Annotated in this window: 19 protein-coding genes; 12 read left to right on the top strand and 7 right to left on the bottom strand. The window is 71.3% G+C overall.

Annotated elements, in window-relative coordinates:
* Positions 1–188: 188 nt before the first annotated feature.
* Positions 189–926 carry an AfsR/SARP family transcriptional regulator gene (locus ABZ576_RS05440; protein ID WP_360736061.1) on the top strand — a complete coding sequence of 246 codons (738 nt, stop codon included), beginning with the start codon at positions 189–191 and terminating at the stop codon, positions 924–926.
* 76 nt (positions 927–1002) lie between these two features.
* Positions 1003–2025 (top strand): LysR family transcriptional regulator, encoded by a 1023-nt coding sequence (locus ABZ576_RS05435; RefSeq protein WP_360736058.1) that lies wholly within the window; start codon positions 1003–1005, stop codon positions 2023–2025.
* On the opposite strand, the gene leuD is transcribed toward ABZ576_RS05435, so the two are convergent.
* The 3 genes from leuD to ABZ576_RS05420 are packed head-to-tail and all read right to left on the bottom strand — an operon-like array spanning position 1955 to position 5968.
* On the bottom strand, positions 1955–2611 hold the full coding sequence (leuD, locus tag ABZ576_RS05430) for a 3-isopropylmalate dehydratase small subunit (protein ID WP_360736056.1): 657 nt from the start codon (positions 2609–2611) through the stop codon (positions 1955–1957). The genes ABZ576_RS05435 and leuD overlap by 71 nt on opposite strands.
* 10 nt (positions 2612–2621) lie before the next feature.
* Positions 2622–4022 (bottom strand): 3-isopropylmalate dehydratase large subunit, encoded by a 1401-nt coding sequence (leuC, locus tag ABZ576_RS05425; RefSeq protein WP_360736054.1) that lies wholly within the window; start codon positions 4020–4022, stop codon positions 2622–2624.
* A gap of 26 nt (positions 4023–4048) precedes the next feature.
* A complete protein-coding gene (locus ABZ576_RS05420) occupies positions 4049–5968 on the bottom strand; it encodes an FAD/NAD(P)-binding protein (protein ID WP_360736051.1) in 1920 nt (639 codons plus the stop codon).
* Between the two features lie 211 nt (positions 5969–6179).
* Between ABZ576_RS05420 and ABZ576_RS05415 the strand changes: the two genes are divergently transcribed.
* From ABZ576_RS05415 to ABZ576_RS05385, 7 genes are all read left to right on the top strand, one after another.
* A complete protein-coding gene (locus tag ABZ576_RS05415; protein ID WP_360736048.1) occupies positions 6180–6773 on the top strand; it encodes an isochorismatase family cysteine hydrolase in 594 nt (197 codons plus the stop codon).
* A complete protein-coding gene (locus ABZ576_RS05410) occupies positions 6770–8020 on the top strand; it encodes a pyridoxal phosphate-dependent aminotransferase (RefSeq protein WP_360736045.1) in 1251 nt (416 codons plus the stop codon). Before ABZ576_RS05415 ends, ABZ576_RS05410 begins: the two co-directional genes overlap by 4 nt.
* Before the next feature lies 1 nt (position 8021).
* Positions 8022–9188 carry a pyruvate carboxyltransferase gene (locus ABZ576_RS05405; protein WP_360736042.1) on the top strand — a complete coding sequence of 389 codons (1167 nt, stop codon included), beginning with the start codon at positions 8022–8024 and terminating at the stop codon, positions 9186–9188.
* Between the two features lie 35 nt (positions 9189–9223).
* Positions 9224–10240 (top strand): TauD/TfdA family dioxygenase, encoded by a 1017-nt coding sequence (locus ABZ576_RS05400; protein WP_360736040.1) that lies wholly within the window; start codon positions 9224–9226, stop codon positions 10238–10240.
* 71 nt (positions 10241–10311) lie between these two features.
* On the top strand, positions 10312–10698 hold the full coding sequence (locus ABZ576_RS05395) for a cupin domain-containing protein (protein ID WP_360736037.1): 387 nt from the start codon (positions 10312–10314) through the stop codon (positions 10696–10698).
* Between the two features lie 139 nt (positions 10699–10837).
* Complete coding sequence (locus tag ABZ576_RS05390) at positions 10838–12016, top strand: MFS transporter (RefSeq protein WP_360736035.1); 1179 nt, start codon at positions 10838–10840, stop codon at positions 12014–12016.
* Between the two features lie 20 nt (positions 12017–12036).
* The gene (locus tag ABZ576_RS05385) at positions 12037–12981 is read left to right on the top strand and encodes an acyl-ACP desaturase (protein WP_360736032.1); all 945 of its coding nucleotides are present in this window, start codon (positions 12037–12039) and stop codon (positions 12979–12981) included.
* Between the two features lie 83 nt (positions 12982–13064).
* Here the strand turns inward: ABZ576_RS05385 and ABZ576_RS05380 are convergent, their stop codons facing one another.
* Positions 13065–13679, bottom strand: coding sequence for a TetR/AcrR family transcriptional regulator (locus ABZ576_RS05380; RefSeq protein ID WP_360736030.1), 615 nt, complete (start codon positions 13677–13679; stop codon positions 13065–13067).
* A 92-nt stretch (positions 13680–13771) separates the two neighbouring features.
* Between ABZ576_RS05380 and ABZ576_RS05375 the strand changes: the two genes are divergently transcribed.
* The 3 genes from ABZ576_RS05375 to ABZ576_RS05365 all read left to right on the top strand — a co-directional run bounded on the left by ABZ576_RS05375 (position 13772) and on the right by ABZ576_RS05365 (position 16218).
* Positions 13772–14716, top strand: coding sequence for a beta-ketoacyl-ACP synthase III (locus tag ABZ576_RS05375; protein WP_360736028.1), 945 nt, complete (start codon positions 13772–13774; stop codon positions 14714–14716).
* A 31-nt stretch (positions 14717–14747) separates the two neighbouring features.
* The gene (locus ABZ576_RS05370; protein ID WP_360736027.1) at positions 14748–15236 is read left to right on the top strand and encodes a glutathione peroxidase; all 489 of its coding nucleotides are present in this window, start codon (positions 14748–14750) and stop codon (positions 15234–15236) included.
* A 121-nt stretch (positions 15237–15357) separates the two neighbouring features.
* Positions 15358–16218: a MerR family transcriptional regulator gene (locus ABZ576_RS05365; protein WP_360736025.1), complete on the top strand. Its 861-nt coding sequence runs from the start codon at positions 15358–15360 to the stop codon at positions 16216–16218.
* Positions 16219–16317: 99 nt separating this feature from the next.
* Here ABZ576_RS05365 and ABZ576_RS05360 read toward each other — a convergent pair whose 3' ends face one another.
* The 3 genes from ABZ576_RS05360 to ABZ576_RS05350 all read right to left on the bottom strand — a co-directional run bounded on the left by ABZ576_RS05360 (position 16318) and on the right by ABZ576_RS05350 (position 18539).
* Positions 16318–16509, bottom strand: coding sequence for a DUF397 domain-containing protein (locus ABZ576_RS05360; protein WP_360736024.1), 192 nt, complete (start codon positions 16507–16509; stop codon positions 16318–16320).
* 188 nt (positions 16510–16697) lie between these two features.
* Positions 16698–17555 carry a helix-turn-helix transcriptional regulator gene (locus ABZ576_RS05355; RefSeq protein WP_360736021.1) on the bottom strand — a complete coding sequence of 286 codons (858 nt, stop codon included), beginning with the start codon at positions 17553–17555 and terminating at the stop codon, positions 16698–16700.
* A gap of 234 nt (positions 17556–17789) precedes the next feature.
* A complete protein-coding gene (locus ABZ576_RS05350; RefSeq protein WP_360736019.1) occupies positions 17790–18539 on the bottom strand; it encodes a GPP34 family phosphoprotein in 750 nt (249 codons plus the stop codon).
* Between the last annotated feature and the right edge of the window lie 104 nt (positions 18540–18643).

Raw genomic sequence — 18643 nt, 5'->3', positions numbered from 1 at the left:
CTTACCCTTGGGTAACATCAAGTCATGCTCAAGTGCCTTGACGTCCAGGCACCGTTTCGTTGATCATGAAACGGTCACGGCGCTTCAGTATGCAGTTTTTACCGCGACAAACCAAAATGGGGGGAAGAATGGCCATGCTTTTTCGTATTCTAGGTCCACTCGAAATAGAGAAGACCAACGGGGAAAGCGTGAGCCCCTGGGCCCCTAAAATTCGCGCTCTGCTGAGCTATCTGTGCTGTCACAACGCCACGGCGGTCTCGCCGGAAAGGCTCATCAACGCCATCTGGGCGGGCACTCCTCCGCAGAGCGCTTCCACCGCGCTTCACGTCTACATCTGCAACCTGCGCAGCCGCTTCCGCGAACTCGGTCTGGACGCCTCCGTCCTCACCACCCGGCCGACCGGCTACGAACTGCGGCTCGACCACTCCAGCCTCGACCTCAACCTCTTCGAGGCGCACCTCACCCACGCGTGTGATCTGCAAAAGCGTGGGGAACTCGAAGCGGCCTCCGAGGCGCTCGCCGCCGCCGTCAGCCTCTGGCGCGGACCGGCGCTGGAAGGCTTCCGCGACCTGCCCGCCTTCGAGGGCATCGGCCGCCTGCTCGACGAGAAGCGCGTCTACGCGCACGAGCGCCGCCTCCAACTCGAACTGGACCTGGGCCGCCACCAGGCGCTGATCAGCGAGCTCTACTCGTTGATCGAAAGCCACCCGACCTGGGAATCGCTCTACGGCTACCTCATGATCGCACTGTACCGCAGCGGCCGCACGGCCGACGCCCTGCGGGCGTTCGACCAGATCCGCACGGTGCTGGTCGAGGAGCTGGGGATCGAGCCGGCGCGGCGCCTCCAGCACATTCAGCGGTCCATTCTCGTACGTGACTCCTGGCTGGAACCACAGGCCGACAAGGCAGTCGCCTACGCTTTTTAATTCTGCACACCACGATCGTCCCTCGCAGTGCCTAAGCAAGACACTAAGAGTCCGTCTGCACCGACGGATGTGACGCATGAGGCGCACCGCCCAGCGCCGGAGTGGAAAACACAGAATGAAACTCTCCCAATGCAGAGCTTTCGTGTCGGTGGCTGATGCCGGCACGTTCACCGGCGCCGCGAAGCTCATAGGCGTCAGCCAGTCCGCCGTCAGTCACGCCATCGCCGCCCTGGAGAAGGAGCTCGGCACCGAGCTCCTCAACCGTGAGCACGGCCGGATCACGCTCACCCCGGCCGGCCGCCGTGTACTGCAGAGTGCCCGGATCATGCTCAAACATGCGCAGGAGATCGCCTCGGTCAGCTCCCGCGTGGTGAGCATCGCCAAACCCCGGCTGCGCGTCGGGGTCGGCCGCAGCTTCGGCAAGCGCGCGCTGCCCCGGCTGCTGAGCGATCTGCGCGTCCGCTACCCCGACATGGCCCTGGACGTCCGGGTGGGCCCGTGCACCGACGTCGAGGACTGGCTGCGGCGCGGCCTCGTGGACGTCGGCGTCGGCACCCTGGCCGGCAGCGGACTGCCCGCGGAAACGGTCTTGCGCGACACCATGCACGTCGTCCTGCCCGCCGGTCATCCGCTGAACGCCGGCACCACCGTCCACGTACGGCAGTTGGCGGGCGAGTCGCTGCTGATGCCCGGCGAGGCCCCGGAGCGGGAGCTGTGCTCCTTCCTGCAAAGTCACGGGGTGACCCCGCGCATCGGGTTCCGCGTGGACGACCTGGGGACCTTGATGACGCTGTCGGCGAACGGCCACGGGCTGACCGTGCTGCCCGGCATCGCCATCCCGGTCAAGGCCCCCCGGCTGCGGGCGCTCCCGCTGATCCCGGTCATGCCCGCCGACCAGCTCGTGTCGGTGAGCAAGGCGGGCGAGGCCAACCCGTTCGCGGAGGAGTTCATCGAGCTGCTCAAGAGCTCCCTCCACGCGTGCGAATGGCAGGCCCCGGTGTCACGTCCCTCCGCGGTGCCGCTCACCGTCATGCCGGGCGGACTGGCGGCGCCGCCGCGCCGGCCGCCGCGGCCCGCGGTTCTGGCCGAGGCCGAGTGACCGGCAGCCGCACCCGGCGGCGCTGCTCGAAGTCGGCGATCTCGTCCTCGTACCGCAGGGTCGCGGCGATGGGGTCGAGGCCGAGCAGCAGCCGGGTGCGGATGTCCTCGTCCAGGTCGAACGGCGCCACCAGACCGGCGCACCGGATCTCCTTGCGTTCCAGGTCCACCACGACGGGGACGGCCGGGTCGCGCTCGGTCGCCTCCCACAGCTGCGTCACCACCGACGCGGGCTGGACGATGGTGAGCAGGCCGTTCATCAGGGAGTTGCCCCGGAAGATGTCGCCGAACCGCGGGGCGATCACCACCCGGAAGCCGTAGTCCTGGAGCGCCCAGACGGCGTACTCCCGGGACGAGCCGGTGCCGAAGTCGTTGCCCGCGATCAGCACCGTCGCGCCCGCCCGCTCGGGCTGGTTGAGGACGAAGCCGGGGTCCTCGCGCCAGTCGGCGAAGAGCGCGTCGGCGTGGCCGTCCCGGGTGGTGCTGGCGCAGAAGCGGACCGGGATGATCTGGTCGGTGTCGACGTCGGTGCGGCGCAGCGGTACGGCCGTGCCGGTGTGGACGGTGAACTTCCTGGTGTCGGTCACGTCGGGTACCTCACAGATCGGCGGGGGCGGCGAGGCGGCCGGCCACGGCGGTGGCCGCGGCGACGGGCGGGGAGACGATGTGCGTCCGGGATCCCTTGCCCTGGCGTCCCTCGAAGTTGCGGTTGTTGGTGGACGCGGCGCGCTGCCCCGGCCGCAGCCGGTCCTCGTTGAGCGCGGCACACATCGAGCAGCCCGCCCCGGCCCGGAAGTCGGCGCCGGCCGCGGCGAACACCGCGTCCAGCCCCTCCTCGACCGCCTGCCGGCGCACCGCGGCCGACCCCGGCACGATGATCATGTGGACGCCGTCGGCGACGCGCCGGCCGGAGAGCACGTCGGCCGCCGCGCGCAGGTCCTCGATACGGCTGTTGGTGCAGGAGCCGAGGAACACCGTGTCGACGGCGATGTCACGCATCGCCGTACCGGGCTTCAGGTCCATGTAGTCCAGCGCGCGGGTCGCCGCGGCCCGCTCCTCGACCGTGTCGAAGTCGTCGGCGGAGGGCACGCACTGGTCGAGCGCGACGCTCTGCGCCGGGTTGGTGCCCCAGGAGACGTACGGGCTGAGCGTGCTGCCGTCGAGGGTCACCTCCTTGTCGAACACCGCGTCCTCGTCCGTGCGCAGCGAGGCCCAGTAGGCGACCTCCTCGTCCCAGTCGGCGCCGGTGGGCATGCCGGGACGGTCGCGCAGATAGGCGAAGGTGGTGGCGTCGGGGGCGACGAGCCCGGCGCGTGATCCCGCCTCCACCGACATGTTGCACAGCGTCATCCGGGCTTCCATGGACAGGGCCTCGACGGCCTCGCCGCGGTACTCGATGGCGTGCCCCTGGCCGCCGGAGGTGCCGATGTGCGCGATCAGCGCCAGCACCAGGTCCTTGGCGGTCACGCCGGCGGGCAGGGTCCCGCGGACGGTGACGGAGAGGTCCTTCAGCGGACGCATCGGCAGTGTCTGGGTGGCCAGCACGTGCTCGACCTGGCTGGCCCCGATGCCGAAGGCCAGGGCCCCGAAGGCGCCCAGCGTGGTGGTGTGGGAGTCGCAGCACACGACGGTCATGCCGGGCCGCACGAGGCCCTGCTCCGGCGCGATCACGTGGACGATGCCCTGCCCGGGGTCGCCGAGGCGGTGCAGCGGGATGCCGAACTCGGCGCAGTTGGCGCGCATCAGCTCGGACTGCCGGCGGCCGGACGGATCCGCGATCCGGCGCCGGATGTCGATCGTCGGAGTGTTGTGGTCCTCCGTGCCCAGCGTCAGCTCGGGCCTGCGGACCGTACGGCCGGCCGCGCGCAGCCGGTCGAAGGCTTGCGGGGTGTTGACCTCGTGCAGCAGCTGCAGGTCGACGTAGAGGAGGTCCTCACCCGAACTGCTGGTGCGCACGGTGTGCTCGCGCCAGATCTTGCGGGCCATGGTCGAGGGCATGTGGGTGTCTTTCACGAGGGGCGGGATCAGGCCGGGGCGGCGGCCGGCAGGAGGGCGGCGCGGGTGGCCTCGGCCACCGGTGCCAGCGCGTCCCCGGCGATCGCGTCGGCGTCCCGGATGAAGTCGGTCCAGAATCCGGGGCGGCTGCTGCCGCCCTGCATGAACCAGCGGGTGTGCTCGGTCGGGATGCCCAGCACGTACAGCCCGTGGTCCGGCCGGCCGGTGCGGCCGACGGGGTGGAAGGGGCTGTGCGTCACGGCCACACCGCCGGTGTCGAAGGCGTCCGGGCCGCTGCCGTTGACGTAACTGGTCAGCACGCCGCGCTCGACGAGCGCACGGGTCAGCGGGGCGGGGTCGCGGTGCAGCGCCGGGGTCGGGATGCGGGCGTCGACCACCGCGGTGGCGGCCGTGCGCGAACCGCGCACCCACGGCGAGGAGATGGCGAACGTGCCCCCCTCGGGGTCGGTCTCGTAGCGGGTCTCCGGGCCCGCCAGCCGCAGCACACCGGCCTCGATCAGCGCGATCACCTGGCGCAGCCTGATCCGCGGCGGTCCCGCGGCCAGGAACGAGGTGCGCGGCACGAACCACTCCAGGAACTCGTCCCGGTGGGAGTCCGGGGCGAGCCCGCCGAAGTCGACGAGGTCGCGGATGACGGCGCGGGTGTCGCGCAGCACGTCCAGGGCCGCCTTGAGCGGCGAGTCGACGTTGCCCTCCTCCGCGTGCTCCAGGTCGGCGTGGACGGCGGCGACCACCTCGGCCGTGAAGGCCTCCGGGTCGGGGTACTCACGGCCGGCGAACGGCCGCGCCAGGGCGTCGATGTCCAGGGGCGGCAGGGTGTCGCCGCCGTGCCGCGCGGCCAGGGCGCGCACGTCCGGCACACCGGCCTCCGCGGCGGCGACGACGTCCGCGGTGAACGCCTCGGCCGCGGCCTCGCCCTTGGTGCGGCGCAGCCCGGTCGCGTAGTAGACCAGGTCCATCTCGGCCCGCAGCCAGGGCCACGCCTCGGTCCGGAAGCGCACCGGGGCGTCTCCCGAGCGGCGTATTCGCTCGGTCGTGAACAGCCGGGTGGCGTAACGGAAGTTGATGTCCTTCTGGTGGCGGCCGCGGCCGGGCAGCGGCATGGAGCTGCGCGAGCCCGCCACCAGCAGCGGCTCGCGTCCGCTCGGCACGTACCGCAGCGCGCCGTCCGGGCCGTCCGGGCCGGTTTCGAAGCGTCCGCCGCGGCCTTCGGTGAGCGCCGCCATCACGTCGTAGAACGACAGGCCGAGGCCCAGGATCCCCACCGTGGCGCCGGCCGGGATCTCGTCCAGCGCCATGTCGGCGGCGGAGTCGCCGCGGTAGTAGTGCAGGCCCGGGTGGGCGGCGGCGAAGTCGGCGAGGCGCTGCTGGTCCGGGGAGAGCTCCGGCCGGGTGTGGCCGGTGGTGATGACCACCCGGTCGGCGGTGAGCGTGCGGCCGTCGTCGAAGGTGAGGAGGTAGCCGTCGGAGCCGGGCTCCAGGTCCGTCACCTCGGCCTGGGTGCGGTGCAGCCGCACCCGCTCGGGCAGGCCGGCCTCGACCGCGCCCAGCACGTACTGCATGTAACGGCCGTACACGGCGCGCGGCGCGTAGCCGAGCGGGTCCGCGTGCTCGGGGTCGACCGTCTGCCACCACTCGGCGAGCGAGGGTCCGGCACCGGGACGCACCGGGCCGCCGTCGGGGCGCCCGGAGAACGCGGACACCTCACCGGCGATCGTGTTCATCAGGAACCACATCGGCTGGTCGGTGCGCCACACGCGGCCGGTGCCGACCTCCACCGGGTCGATGAGGTGGATGTCGACCGGCACCGCCGGCGGGTCGGCCAGCAGGCGTGCGGCGAGCCGTTCGACGACGCTCAGGCCGCGTGGCCCACTGCCGATCACGGCGATGCGGTGAGGGAACCGGCCGGAAGGCCTGCGGTCGTGCACCTGACGTCCGTCCTTTCGGAAGTGCCGACGTACGGATGTGCGGCAATCGCGGTCAATTTATGTGCACGGAGCCGAGAAAACCGAAGCCGAACAAAAGCGCTCATGGCGATATGAGCAGCTTTCATCGCGGTTGACCCGCCCTTCGGCCCCATGGTCGGCTGAATTGGCCGTCTGGGTGCGGCACATGGAGCCAAGGAGCTGAGGAGCTGTGGTGAGAAAACCGGCACTGCTGATGCTGGATCTCATTAACGACATTGTTCACCCCGACGGCAGATACGGCCGCGAGGGCTATGCCCGCCAGGTCGCCGAGCGTGGCGTGCTGGAACGCGCGGCGGTGGCGCTGGAGACGGCGCGGGCCCGGGACATTCCGGTGATTCATGTCGTCGTGGGATTCAGCGCGGGATACCCGGAGTGGCCGGCCTCGTCCGATGTCTTCCGCAGCGCGAAGGAGGACGGCCGGATCCTGCTCGGCACCTGGGCCACCGAACCGCACGACGCGGTCAAGCCCGTCGACGGTGAGCCCGTCGTCGCCAAGCACCGCATCAGCCCCTTCTACGGCACCGGTCTCGACCTGACGCTGCGCGCCCTCGGCGTCGACACGCTGCTGCTCACCGGCGTCTCCACCGACATGGTGATCCTCGCGACCGCACGTGACGGCCACGACCGGGACTACACGGTCGAGGTGCTGGAGGACGCCACCGCCGCCGACGGTGACGAGATGCACGCGGCGGCCCTGAAGGTGATCGGCCGCACCGCGCGGATCTCCTCGGTCGCCGAGGCGTTCGGTCTGGGGAGCACGGGATGAGGAAGCGCGCCGCGAGCCGTTTCTCCCGCATTCAGCCGTCGGCGACCTTCGCCGTTCTGGAGCGTGTGCACGCGATGCGTGCTGAGGGCATCGATGTTCTCGATCTCGGTGGCGGGGAGCCGGACTTCGACACTCCGGCCCATGTTGTCGAGGCCGCTTCCGCGGCGCTGCATGCAGGGCACACGCACTACGCTCCGAGCCGGGGCCTCCCCGAACTGCTGACCGCTATTTCGGAGAAGCTGGAGCGGGAGAACGGGATCGTCGCCCGGCGTGACAAGGAAATCATCGTCACGCCATCGGCGAAGCATGCTCTGTTCATTTCTCTGATGGCGCTGCTCGAACCGGGCGACGAAGTCGTCATTCCCACGCCGAGCTGGGTCAGTTACGCCTCCATGGCCCATCTGATCGGTGCGGTGCCCGTCTCCGCGCCGCTGGACCCGGGCACCGGGTTCCGCATCACCCGCGAGGCGCTGGAGCGGCACGTCACGCCGCGCTCCAGGGTGCTGCTGCTCAACACGCCCAACAACCCGACCGGGCGGGCGCTCAGCCGCGAGGAGGCGGAGGTCGTCTCCGCCTTCGTCCAGGAGCACGACCTGCTGGTGATCGCGGACGAGATCTACGAGAAGATCATCTACGACGGGACCCGGCACGTCAGTCTGGCGTCCCTGCCGGGCTGCGCCGAGCGGACGCTGACGGTCAACGGGTTCTCCAAGGCCCACGCCATGACGGGCTGGCGGCTCGGCTACGTCGCCGGGCCCGACGACCTCGTCCGCGAGGTCCTCAAGGCGCAGCAGCACTCCGTGGGCTGTGCGGGCACCTTCATCCAGCACGGCGGCCTCGCGGCCCTGACCGGTCCGCAGGACGAGGTCACGGCCATGACGCGCGAGTACGCCGCCCGCCGGGACCTCATCGTGGCCGGTCTGAACCGGCTGCCCGGCGTGGAGTGCGCCCGGCCCGAGGGCAGTTTCTACGTCTTCCCCGACATCCGCGGCACCGGCTTCGCCACCTCGGCGGAGTTCGCCGCATGGCTGCTGGACGAGGCCCGCGTCGCGGTGACTCCCGGCAGCGCGTTCGGTCCCGGCGGCGAGGGGCACGTCCGGCTCTCCTACGCCACGTCCCGGGACGTCATCGACCAGGCGCTCGACAGGATGGGTGACGCGCTCGCCCGGCGTGCCAACGGGTACGCCGGCACGGCAGTCACGGCCACCGCCGAACCGGTCGCCCCACTCACCAGAAAGCCGAGCTGACATGCGCCGTGTTTCCTTCTTCGACACCTCGCTCCGCGACGGTGAACAGGCCCCGGCCAACGCCATGGGTCCCAAGGACAAACTCGAACTCGCCCTGGGCATCGAGTCCCTGGGCGTGGACCGGATCGAGACCGGGTTCCCGGCCTCCTCGCCCAGCGACTTCGAGGCGACCCGGCTGATCTCCCAGCACCTCACCACGGCCAGCTTCACGACGTTCTGCCGGGCCGTCCCGAAGGACATCGAGACGGCCGTGGAGGCCGGCGGCACCGCCCGCCACCAGGTCCAGATCGCCGCGACCGGCAGCGACATCCACCTGGAGCACAAGCGGCGCATCACCCGCGCCCAGGGCCTGGCCGAGGTCCTGGAGGCGATCGCCTTCGCCCGCTCGCTCGGCGTGGAGGACGTCTCCGTCGGCATCGAGGACGCCAGCCGCGGCGAGGAGGACCTGCTGCGCGAGCTGACGGAGCGCTCCGTCGAGGCGGGTGCCAGCTGCTTCGTGGTCGCCGACACCTCCGGTGCGCTGACCCCGGAGGAGTACGCCGGTCTCATCACCAAGTTCCGCGCCTGGGCGCCGTCCCCGGTGCGCATCGCCACCCACTGCCACGAGGACTTCGGCCTGTCCACCGCGAACGCGCTGGCCGGTCTCGTGGCCGGCGCCGACGAGGTGCAGGCCACGCTCGGCGGCATCGGCGAACGCGCCGGGAACACGGCGCTGGAGGAGATCGCCGCGCTGCTGGCGTACAAGCAGGACGTCACCGGCCTGTACAGCGAGATCCGGCTGGACCGCATGTACGAGGTCTACACCGAGCTGCGCCGCATCATCCGGCTGGAGGAGCCCCGCAACAAGGCGATCTTCGGCACGTACGCCTTCGGTACGGCCGCCGGCATCCACCAGCAGGGCATCCTGCGCAACCCCGCCACCTACGAGTACGTCGAGCCCGCGCGGTTCGGCCGGGAGCGCAGCGTGCTCGTCGGCCGCCACTCGGGGCGCACCGTCCTGCGCCACCTGCTGGACGAACTGGGCGTCACCGTCACCGACGCCGAGCTGAACGAGCTGTACCGCGTACACATCGCGGAGCGGACCGGCGGCGACTGCGAAGACCTCGCGGTCGTCAAGGCCCGGCTCGCCGCCGAACTCGTCCCCGGGTCCGCCGTCGCCGCGGCCTGAGGCCCGACCGAAGCACCAGATTGAGGACCACCACCGTGGAACCTGTTTACACCTTCACCGACACCGAGCGGGACGCGCTGCGCGAGCTGCTGCGCGGCGTCACGAAGAACCCCTACGAGGACCACAGCGCGTTCAGCGCCGCGATAGCCGACCTGGCCGACAGCGGCGACGTGCCCGGGTACTTCGTGGACCTGTGCCGGCGCATCCGCGACGAGCGCGCGGCGGGCGGCACGCAGGCCCACGTGCTGCGCAACTGCCCGCTGGACGAGGACATCCCGCTGCTCGACCTGGACGACCCGATCGCGGACAAGCACGCCAAGAAGCACACCTTCATCGGCGAGGCGTTCCTGGCCCTGTTCGGCCGGCTCGTCGAGACCCCGCTGCTGTCCTACGGCACCCGGTTCAACGGGGCGTTCTTCGTGGACGTCATCGCCATCAACAAGTACAGCGGGATGCAGACCGGCTTCAGCGACAGCGAGCTGGTCTACCACAACGACCGGACGGCGCACCCGGTGCGGGCCGACTTCATCTGCCTGCTCGGCATGCGCTGCCCCGACGGCGCCGACTACATCTACACCGGTTTCGTGGACGGCCGGGACCTGCTGGCGCACCTCACCGAGGAGCAGCAGGCGGTGCTGCGCAAGCCGTACTTCATCACGCCGTACGACGTGTTCTCCCGGGACAACAACGGCGCGCTCAGCGTCTCCGAGGACCACGCGATCCTGGAGAACGAGCACAGCTTCCGCTACCTCGACACCACCACCACGGTGACCGAGACGGCCCCGCCCGAGGCCAAGGACGCGCTGCTCGCCCTGAAGAACGCGCTGGTGCGGGCCAACAAGACCCGGCACCGGATCCAGACCGGCGACCTGTTCACCTTCGCCAACCAGGACGGTCTGCACAGCCGGGACAAGATGGAGATCAACGACCCGGAGCGGGCCCGTCAGCGCTGGCTGCTGAAGACCTACGCCTTCCGTGACCAGGCCGCCGCCGACCGGTACGCGGACCGGTGGATCGACGGCGTGCCGGGCCGCGTCGGCGACGGCACCTGACGCTCCGCCCCTTCCCCCTTCATCCTCAGTCATCACTGCCCCGGCCGCGGCCGGACCCCTGAGAGGCCGACATGTCTGCTGTCCAGTCCGAAAACCTCCCCCTGCTCTTCGCCAAGCTGGCGTCCGGTGAGTTCGGGGTCGCGGAACTCGACTTCCAGCCGCTGACCGCGGACGGGCGTACCAACGCCGAGATCCACCGGCTCTACGGCCCGGAGCAGACCGGCGAGGGGGGTCCGGCCGCCGCCGTGGTCCGCTACCTGCCCGGGGCCGCGGCCCGGACCCACCGTCACCCCGGCTACGAGCTCATCTACGTGCTCGACGGTGAGCTGGAGACGGAGGCCGGGGTGCACCCGGCCGGCAGCCTGCTGAGCATGGAGCCGGACAGCGTGCACACCCCGCGCAGCCCCAAGGGCTGCCTCGCGCTGGTCGTGTGGGAGCAGCCGGTCCAGCCGGTCTGACCCACGCCCGCGTTCCCCCCACTTCCCCCGACGCCCCACAGGAATCACCGTGTCGACCTCGCCCACGTCCACTCTCCCCCCTCGGCAAGCGGCCCGTTCGTTCGGTCCGCGCCACCGGTGGACCATCCTCGGGATCGGGGTGGCCGCCCAGGCCAGCTTCTCCGCTGCCTTCGCGGGCATCCCGGTCACCGGTACGGTCATGCGCTCCGAGTACCACCTGAGCACGAGTGAACTCGGTTTCGTGCTCGGCGGCGTGCTGCTGGGCGTCGCCATGTCCGAGATCGTCTGGGGTCTGCTGACGGACCGGTACGGAGACCGCAGGATCCTCCTGACCGGGCTGCTGTCGACCGGATCGGTGCTGGCCCTGATGGCGGCGTTCGTCGTGCCGTCCGGGGGCGCGGTGCCCTCGGCCGTCCTGCTCGCCGTGTGCATGCTGTTCGTCGGCCTGCTGGGCGGCAGTGTGAACGGTTCGTCCGGGCGGGCCGTCATGCTGTGGTTCCACGACCGGGAACGCGGTTTCGCCATGAGCATCCGGCAGACCGCGATCCCGGCGGGCGGCGCCGTCGGCGCGGCCCTGCTGCCCTGGCTGGCCACCGCCGTGGGCTTCCGCGCGGTGTTCGCCGTGCTCACCGCGTTCTGCTTCGTGACGGCCGCCGCGGCCTGGCGCTGGCTGCACGAGCCGGAGGCCCTGGTGAAGCCGGCCGCCGCCGGGGCCGCGAGCGCCGCCGCCACCGAGAGCGTGTCGCCGCTGAAGCGGTGGGACTGCTGGCGGCTGGCGCTGGCCAGCGCCCTGCTGACCATGCCGCAGATCGCGGTGCTCTCCTTCGCGGGCATCTTCCTGCACGACGCCAAGGACGCCGGCCTGGTCGTCGGCAGTGTGACGATCCTGGTGGTGCAGATCGGCGGCGCGGCCATCCGCGTCTGGTCCGGCCGCTACACCGACCGCAACGGCAACCGCCGTGCCTACGTCCGGACGATCGGCGCCGTCACCGGTGTCGCCATGGCCGGTGCCGCCGCGCTCAGCCACGGGCCCGTCCTGCTGGTGGCCGCGGCTCTCGCGATCGGCGGCATGCTCGCCAACGCCTGGCACGGCGTCGCCTACACGGAGATCGCCTCGATGGCCGGGGCGCAGCGCGCCGGTGCCGCGCTCGGCATGGAGAACACCACCGCCTTCGCCGGCGCGTTCGTCACCCCGCTGATCATCCCCGCCGTCCTCTCGGGCACGTCCTGGACCGTCGTCTGGTCCCTGGTCGCCGCGGCCTCCCTGCTCGCGGTGCCCCTCGCACCGGGCGGCGGCAAGCCGGGCCGGGTGTCCTGACCGAGCGGAGAGGAGTGGGCGTGGAGCGCGAGGACGCCTGGCTGCTGCACACGCTTGAAGACGCCGTCACGGCGGAGATCGACCGGCACCTGGCGACGGCACAGGAGTGGATGCCGCACGAGTACGTGCCCTGGGACCGGGGCCGCAACTTCGGCGGTGTCCTGGGCGGCGAGGAGTGGTCACCGGAGCAGTCGCGGCTCTCCGAGATCGCCCGGACCGCGCTGGTCGTCAACCTGCTGACCGAGGACAACCTGCCCAGCTACCACCACTCCCGGGCCGAGCTGTTCGGCCTGGAGGGCACCTGGGGCGAGTGGCTGCACCGGTGGACCGCCGAGGAGGGGCGGCACTCCATCGCCATCCGCGACTACCTGCTCACCAGCCGGGCGGTGGACCCGGTCGAGCTGGAGCGCCTGCGGATGACGCAGGTGTCCAAGGGGCACGTGACCGACGCGAGCGCGAGCATCCTGCACTCCATGGTCTTCCTGACCGTGCAGGAGCTGGCCACCCGGATCTCGCACCGCAACACCGGCAAGCTCGCCGGTGACCCGGTGTGCGACCGGATGATGGCGCGCATCGCCAAGGACGAGAACCTGCACATGCTCTTCTACCGGAACCTGCTGGGCGCCTCGCTGGAGGTGTCCGCGGACCGGACCGTGGTGGCGTTCCGGGACGTCGTCAAGGGCTTCCGGATGCCCGGGCACACCATTCCCGGTTTCGCCCGGGCGTCCCGGAAGATGGCGCTGGCGGGTGTCTACAACCCGCGGATCCATCGTGACGACGTTGTCATGCCGGTGCTGCGCACGCTGGGCGTGCTCGACGTCGGCGGCCTCGGTCCCGAGGGCGCCGAGGCGCAGGAGGACCTGGGCCGTCACCTGGCGGAGCTGGACGCCGCCGCCACCCGTTTCGACGAGGTCGCGGCCGCCTGGCGGGCCCGGCGGCGGGACACCGGACGGCCGGCCGCCTAGCCAGGCGGTGGGCAGCGGGAATGCGCAGGGGCCCCGGCCGTCGGCCGGGGCCCCTGCGCATTCCGTGTACCTGCCGGGGGCCGTCAGGCGGGTGCCGGCCCGAGCAGCCGCTCCAGGGCCCGGCGGGTGCGCTGGGGCGCGCCGGGGGCGGCGAAGAGCTGGATCTCCTGGTTGAGCGCCATGTAGAGGCCGACGAGTTCGTAGGCGACCTGCTCCGGCTCCGTGTCGGCCGGGAGCTCGCCCGCGGCCACGGCGATGCTCACGTCCCGGGCGAGCCGGCGCCGCCACACCCGGAAGAGCTGGGCGACCCGGTCGTGCAGCAGGCCGCCGCGGGCGTCGAACTCGACGGAGGCGGTGGTGAAGAGGCAGCCGCCGGGGAAGGTGTCGCGTTCCGTGACGAGGTAGCCGATCCATGCCTCGCAGACGGCCCGCAGCCGGGGCAGGCCGGGCCGCTCGCCCTGCGCCGGCTCCCACACCGCCCGGGAGAAGACCTCCGAGGCGCGCTCCAGGGTGGCCAGCTGGAGCGCCTCCTTGGTGCCGAAGTGACCGAGCACCCCGGCCTTGCTCATCCCCAGGTCGGTGGCGAGGCGCCCGATGCTCAGCCCTTGGAGGCCGTCGACCGAGGCGATCACCATGCCGCGCTCCACGATGCGGTGGCGGGTCCGGCGGGCGCCGGCGACGGAGTTACGTGGGCTCATGGCGCCATCCTAGCGAGCCACCCGCGCATTTAACTTCCGATCGGTCGGTTGCTATATTCCGGGCACTGCTGCCAAGCCAAGGAGAGTCAGCCGTGCAGGGAAGCCACATCGCAGCCCTCGGCCACTACCAGCCGGCCCGGATCCTCACCAATGACGACCTGGCCTCCATGGTGGAGACCAGCGACGAGTGGATCCGCCGCCGCACCGGAATCGCCACGCGCCACATCGCCGCCGACGACGAGTCGGTGACCGACATGGCGGCGACCGCCGCGAGCAAGGCCCTCGCCGGCTCCGGCCTGGAGCCCGCCGACATCGGCCTGGTCACGGTGGCGACCTGCACCTCGATCGACCGCAGCCCCTCGACCGCGGCCCAGGTCGCGGCCCGGCTCGGCATCCCCTCCCCGGTCGCCTTCGACCTCAACAACGCCTGCGCCGGCTTCTGCACCGCCCTCGCCTGCGCGGACCACGCGCTGCGTGCCGGCGCCGCCCGCCACGCGCTGGTCATCGGCGCCGAGAAGATGTCCGACGTCACCGACTGGAGCGACCGCAGCACCTGCGTCCTGCTCGGCGACGGCGCCGGTGCCGCCGTGCTCAGCGCGTCCGGCGACGCGGGCGTCGGCCCGGTCGCCTGGGGTTCCGACCCGACCCGCAGCGACGCCGTCCGCCTGGTCGACGACTGGCACCCGCACTTCGAGCAGGAGGGCCAGGCCGTGTTCCGCTGGGCGACCAGCCAGCTCCCCGCCATCGCCCGGGAAGCCTGCGAGCGGGCCGGGCTGACCCCGGCCGACCTGGCCGCCGTCGTCACGCACCAGGCCAACCTGCGCATCATCGAAGCCGTGGTCCGCCAGCTGGAGCTGCGCGAGGACGTCGTGATCGCCCAGGACGTCACCGACTCCGGCAACACCTCCGCCGCCTCCGTCCCGCTCGCCCTGTCCAAGCTGACGGAGCGGAACGCCATCCCCTCGGGCGCGCCGGTCCTCCTGCTCGCCTTCGGCGGCGGCCTGTCCTGGGCCGGCCAGGTGGTCACCTGCCCCTGACCCGGAGAGCCGGGGCGCATAGCATCCGCTCATGACCAACGTCCTGAATGTCGAGATCGACGCCCTCACCGGCGGCCCCGCCGACCTGGCCCAGTACGCCGGCAAGGCGGTCCTCATCGTGAACGTGGCCTCCAAGTGCGGCCTGACCCCGCAGTACTCGGGGCTGGAGAAGCTCCAGGAGCGGTACGCCGAGCGGGGTTTCACCGTGCTCGGCGTACCCTGCAACCAGTTCCTCGGCCAGGAGCCCGGCACCGCCGAGGAGATTGCCGAGTTCTGCTCGGCGACGTACGGCGTGACCTTCCCGCTCACCGAGAAGGTGGAGGTCAACGGCGCGGGCCGGCACCCGCTGTACGAGCGGCTGACCGGTTTCGCCGACGCCGAGGGCCACTCCGGCGACATCCGCTGGAACTTCGAGAAGTTCCTGATCGGCCGGGACGGGCAGGTCGTCGCGCGGTTCTCGCCGCAGACCGAGCCGGAGTCGGCCGAGGTCGTCGCCGCCATCGAGGCCCAGCTCGGCTGAGCGCGGCTCGACCTTGCCCCTGGGGCAACCGGCAGTGTCCTCCGCGCCGGGCGGGACGGCCCGCCCGGTGACGGAGGGGCGGGCGCGCCGTGGGGGCGCGCCGGCGGAAGGGGCCGACGACGTGAACGAGGACGCGGACGAGGACCTGCTCACCATCGGCGCCTTCGCCGCGCGGTCCCGCCTGTCGGCCAAGGCCCTGCGGCTGTACGACCGGCTCGGCCTGCTGGAGCCGGCCCGGGTCGACGTGTCCAGCGGCTACCGCTACTACCGCGCCGGTCAGGTCGAACGGGCCCGCCTGGTGGCGCTGCTGCGGCAGCTGGACATGCCGCTCGCCCGGATCGCCGAGGTGGTGACGGCCGAGGGGCCCGAGGCCGCCGGCCGGCTCGCCGCCTACTGGGCGGACGTGGAGGCCCGGGTGGCCGGGCAGCGCGCCCTCGCCGAGTACCTCCGTGGACGACTGTCGGGCGGGAGCTGCGCGATGTACGAGAAGTTCACGATCGAGACCGTGGAGGTGCCGGCGCGGGTGGTGATCACCGAGTCGCGGCGCACACTGGCGGACGAACTGCCCACCTGGATCGGGGCGTCCCTGGGCCGCCTGGAGGCGGCCGCCGGGAAGTGCGGCGGGGTCACGGGGGCGCCGTTCGTCGTCTACCACTCCGAGGTCTCGATGGAGAGCGACGGGCCCGCCGAGTCGTGCGTGCCGGTCGCGGACGCCGAGGCGGCCCGGGCGTGGGCCCGGGAGCACGGGCGGGTCTGGGGGACCCGGGTGCGGGAGGAGCCGGCGACCCGGCTGGCCTACACCCGGATCACCAAGGCGCAGGTGGCGCACCCGCAGATCCTGGCCGCGTTCGAGGCGGTGGAGCAGTGGCTGGCCCGGGAGGGGCTGGAGCCGGCGGGGCCCTGCCGGGAGATCTACTTCGCCGACTGGGCCGCGGCGGGAGCCGGGGACCCGGTCTGCGACGTGGCGTTCCCGGTGCGGTAGCCGGACACCGGTGAGCCCTCTCGGCAAGGACGGCGACTGGACGAGAGGGCTCTCCTGGTGGTGCTGTGCAGTGGTGCGGTCAGCGTCAGGGGGAACCCCTCACGCCTTGACCGAGGCCACGAAGGCGTTCCACGCGTCGGCGGGGAAGGCCAGGATCGGGCCGTCGAGGGTCTTGGAGTCGCGGACGGCGAGTTCGGCGGCGGTGGGCGCCTTGATCTCGACGCAGGCGCCGTTGCCCGCGGAATAAGAGGACTTCATCCACGTCTCCGAAGCGCCCTGAATCAGTGCCATGTCCACTCCTGTTGCGAGTTGCGTAGTGCGGTTCACGCCAACCATGTCGTCTGATTGGCGTGATCGACGCTACCGGGCAACTGGTCTCGGTGGAGCGGGTGTTCACTCGACCGGATGGCATATTCCAGGTGGGCCTTCCACGGCAGTGGACCGACGGTGTACGATCCCTCGCCCCCGGCGGATCCGCCTCAGTCCGCGTAGTCTTTCGCCCGTTCGGCGATGAATTGCCGGGACGCCTCCACATTGAGGGACTGTGCCCGCAGATGTTCGTACATCACGGCGTACTTCTGCACGTCCTGCGCCTTCTCCAGGTACAGGTCGCTGGTGACGCCCTCCAGGTACACCACGCTGGAGTCGGCCGCGTCGGCGAACTCCAGGATCGCGTACTGGCCGTTGAGCCCCGGGTGCGCGCCCACCTCGAAGGGCAGCACCTGCACGGTGACGTGCGGCAGCTGCGACATCTCGATCAGGTGCTCCAGCTGCTCGCGCATCACCAGCCGGCTGCCCACCACCCGGCGCAGGGCGGCCTCGTCCAGCACCACCCACAGCCGGAGCGGGTTGTTCTCGGCGGTGATACGTTCCTGTCGCCGCATCCGCACCTGGACGCGCTTCTCGATCTCGTTCGTCGACGTCTCCGGCAACGCGCCCTGCACCAGCGCCTCGGCGTACGCCCGGGTCTGCAGCAGGCCGGTCACCAGCTGGGGTTCGTACACCCGCAGCGACTCGGCGTCGGTCTCCAGCCCGATGTAGACGCTGTACGGGATGTCGCCGAAGGTGTGCCACCACCCCTGCTGCCGGGAGTCCCTGGCCATCTCCATCAGCGAGTCGACGATCCGCTGGTCCTCGACCTCGTACACCCCGCACAGGTCGCGCACATCGCGCTGGCTGATGCTCCTGCGGCCGTTCTCCAGCCTGCTGATCTTCGACTGCGACACGAGCAGCCGCTCCGCCACCTCTTCGGCCGTCATGCCCTTGAGCTCGCGGAGCCTGCGCAGCTCCTGGCCCAGCCGGCGCCGCCTGACGGTGGGATTGACATTGGACGCCACGGGACGCGCACCTCCGGCTGCCTGCCTGTACTTGACACTTTCCGTATCTGCTGTTGAGCAGACTGCCACCAAGGTGCTTTCTACCGCTGGAAAACAAGGGATATGCGGCGCCTCCTCGAACTGTTGCCCGCCGGATCACCCGCCCCGCGGACGCAGTCGAGCGGGGCGGCGGGACCTGGGGTCCCGCCGCCCCGCTCGGACGAGCGACTGCCGAACCGGTTCGTGGGGACCGGTTCAGTGGGCCACGACGCGTGCCATGGAGCCGCGGTGCGGCTGCATCGGAACCGCGCGCGCGGGTTCCGCCCTGGCACCGGCCTGGCCCGGCCGGCCGGCCGCGGCCGGTCCGCGGCGCGGCTGGGCGGCGGCGCCGTTCTGCACGTCCATCACGGCGTGCGCGACGAGCCCGCCCATCGGGTCGTGCCGGATCAGATCCCGCAACCGGGAGCGCGAGGACCGGCCCTCGTTCCCCGGGTACAGGTGCTTGCCGAGCCCGACGGCGTGCGCCAGGGCGGCGAGCGCCGCGGTCCGCGGGTCCGGCGGAACGCCGGTGCGGATCGCGGAATCCAGCCGGGCACGGATCTCCCGGCTGATGGCGGTGTCCGTCGCCTGGTAGCGCGTCGTCGGCAGCACCCCGCACATCTGGCCGGCCACGGCGGCGACCATGCCGCACCGCTCCAGATGCGAGAGATAGGTCTGACGGAGCCCCAGCCGGGGCCCGCCGATCCAGTGCACTGCCCGCACGGGAGCGCCACGCCGTCGCAGCAACTCCAATGCGCAGTCCAGAGTCGGATCTCCTGTCGGCCGTGGCACCACCACGGCGATACGATCCCCGTCTGGGGCTATCCGTCCGGCCAGCGCCAGCTCCACTAGCTGTGCACCGGCCAGACCGAGGTCGAGCGACTGCGGCTGCGCAGTGGTACCCGTGGTCGGGTCCAGTGCGAGCAACAGAAGCTCCTCCGGAAGTGTTCTGCGGCTCCTGCCCATCCATGCCTCCCCGCGTGGATGAATGACAGGGTGACCCCTCTCACATTGGTCTGTCGAGGGTGCGTGACCGGTTCGTGAGGGAACCGGCAGGTATGTCGTTCTCG

It is taken from the genome of Streptomyces sp. NPDC013455 (genome assembly GCF_040632975.1).
Lineage (GTDB): Bacteria > Actinomycetota > Actinomycetes > Streptomycetales > Streptomycetaceae > Streptomyces.
The sequence above is the reverse complement of the archived record's forward strand: the minus strand, read 5'-3'. Positions and strand labels throughout refer to the sequence as shown.

Coding starts and splice junctions, on each gene's coding strand:
- ABZ576_RS05435 (WP_360736058.1), top strand. CDS start 1,003: ATGAGGCGCACCGCCCAGCGCCGGAGTGGAAAACACAGAATGAAACTC.
- leuC (WP_360736054.1), bottom strand. CDS start 4,022: ATGCCCTCGACCATGGCCCGCAAGATCTGGCGCGAGCACACCGTGCGC.
- ABZ576_RS05410 (WP_360736045.1), top strand. CDS start 6,770: ATGAGGAAGCGCGCCGCGAGCCGTTTCTCCCGCATTCAGCCGTCGGCG.
- ABZ576_RS05405 (WP_360736042.1), top strand. CDS start 8,022: ATGCGCCGTGTTTCCTTCTTCGACACCTCGCTCCGCGACGGTGAACAG.
- ABZ576_RS05395 (WP_360736037.1), top strand. CDS start 10,312: ATGTCTGCTGTCCAGTCCGAAAACCTCCCCCTGCTCTTCGCCAAGCTG.
- ABZ576_RS05380 (WP_360736030.1), bottom strand. CDS start 13,679: ATGAGCCCACGTAACTCCGTCGCCGGCGCCCGCCGGACCCGCCACCGC.
- ABZ576_RS05370 (WP_360736027.1), top strand. CDS start 14,748: ATGACCAACGTCCTGAATGTCGAGATCGACGCCCTCACCGGCGGCCCC.
- ABZ576_RS05360 (WP_360736024.1), bottom strand. CDS start 16,509: ATGGCACTGATTCAGGGCGCTTCGGAGACGTGGATGAAGTCCTCTTAT.
- ABZ576_RS05350 (WP_360736019.1), bottom strand. CDS start 18,539: ATGGGCAGGAGCCGCAGAACACTTCCGGAGGAGCTTCTGTTGCTCGCA.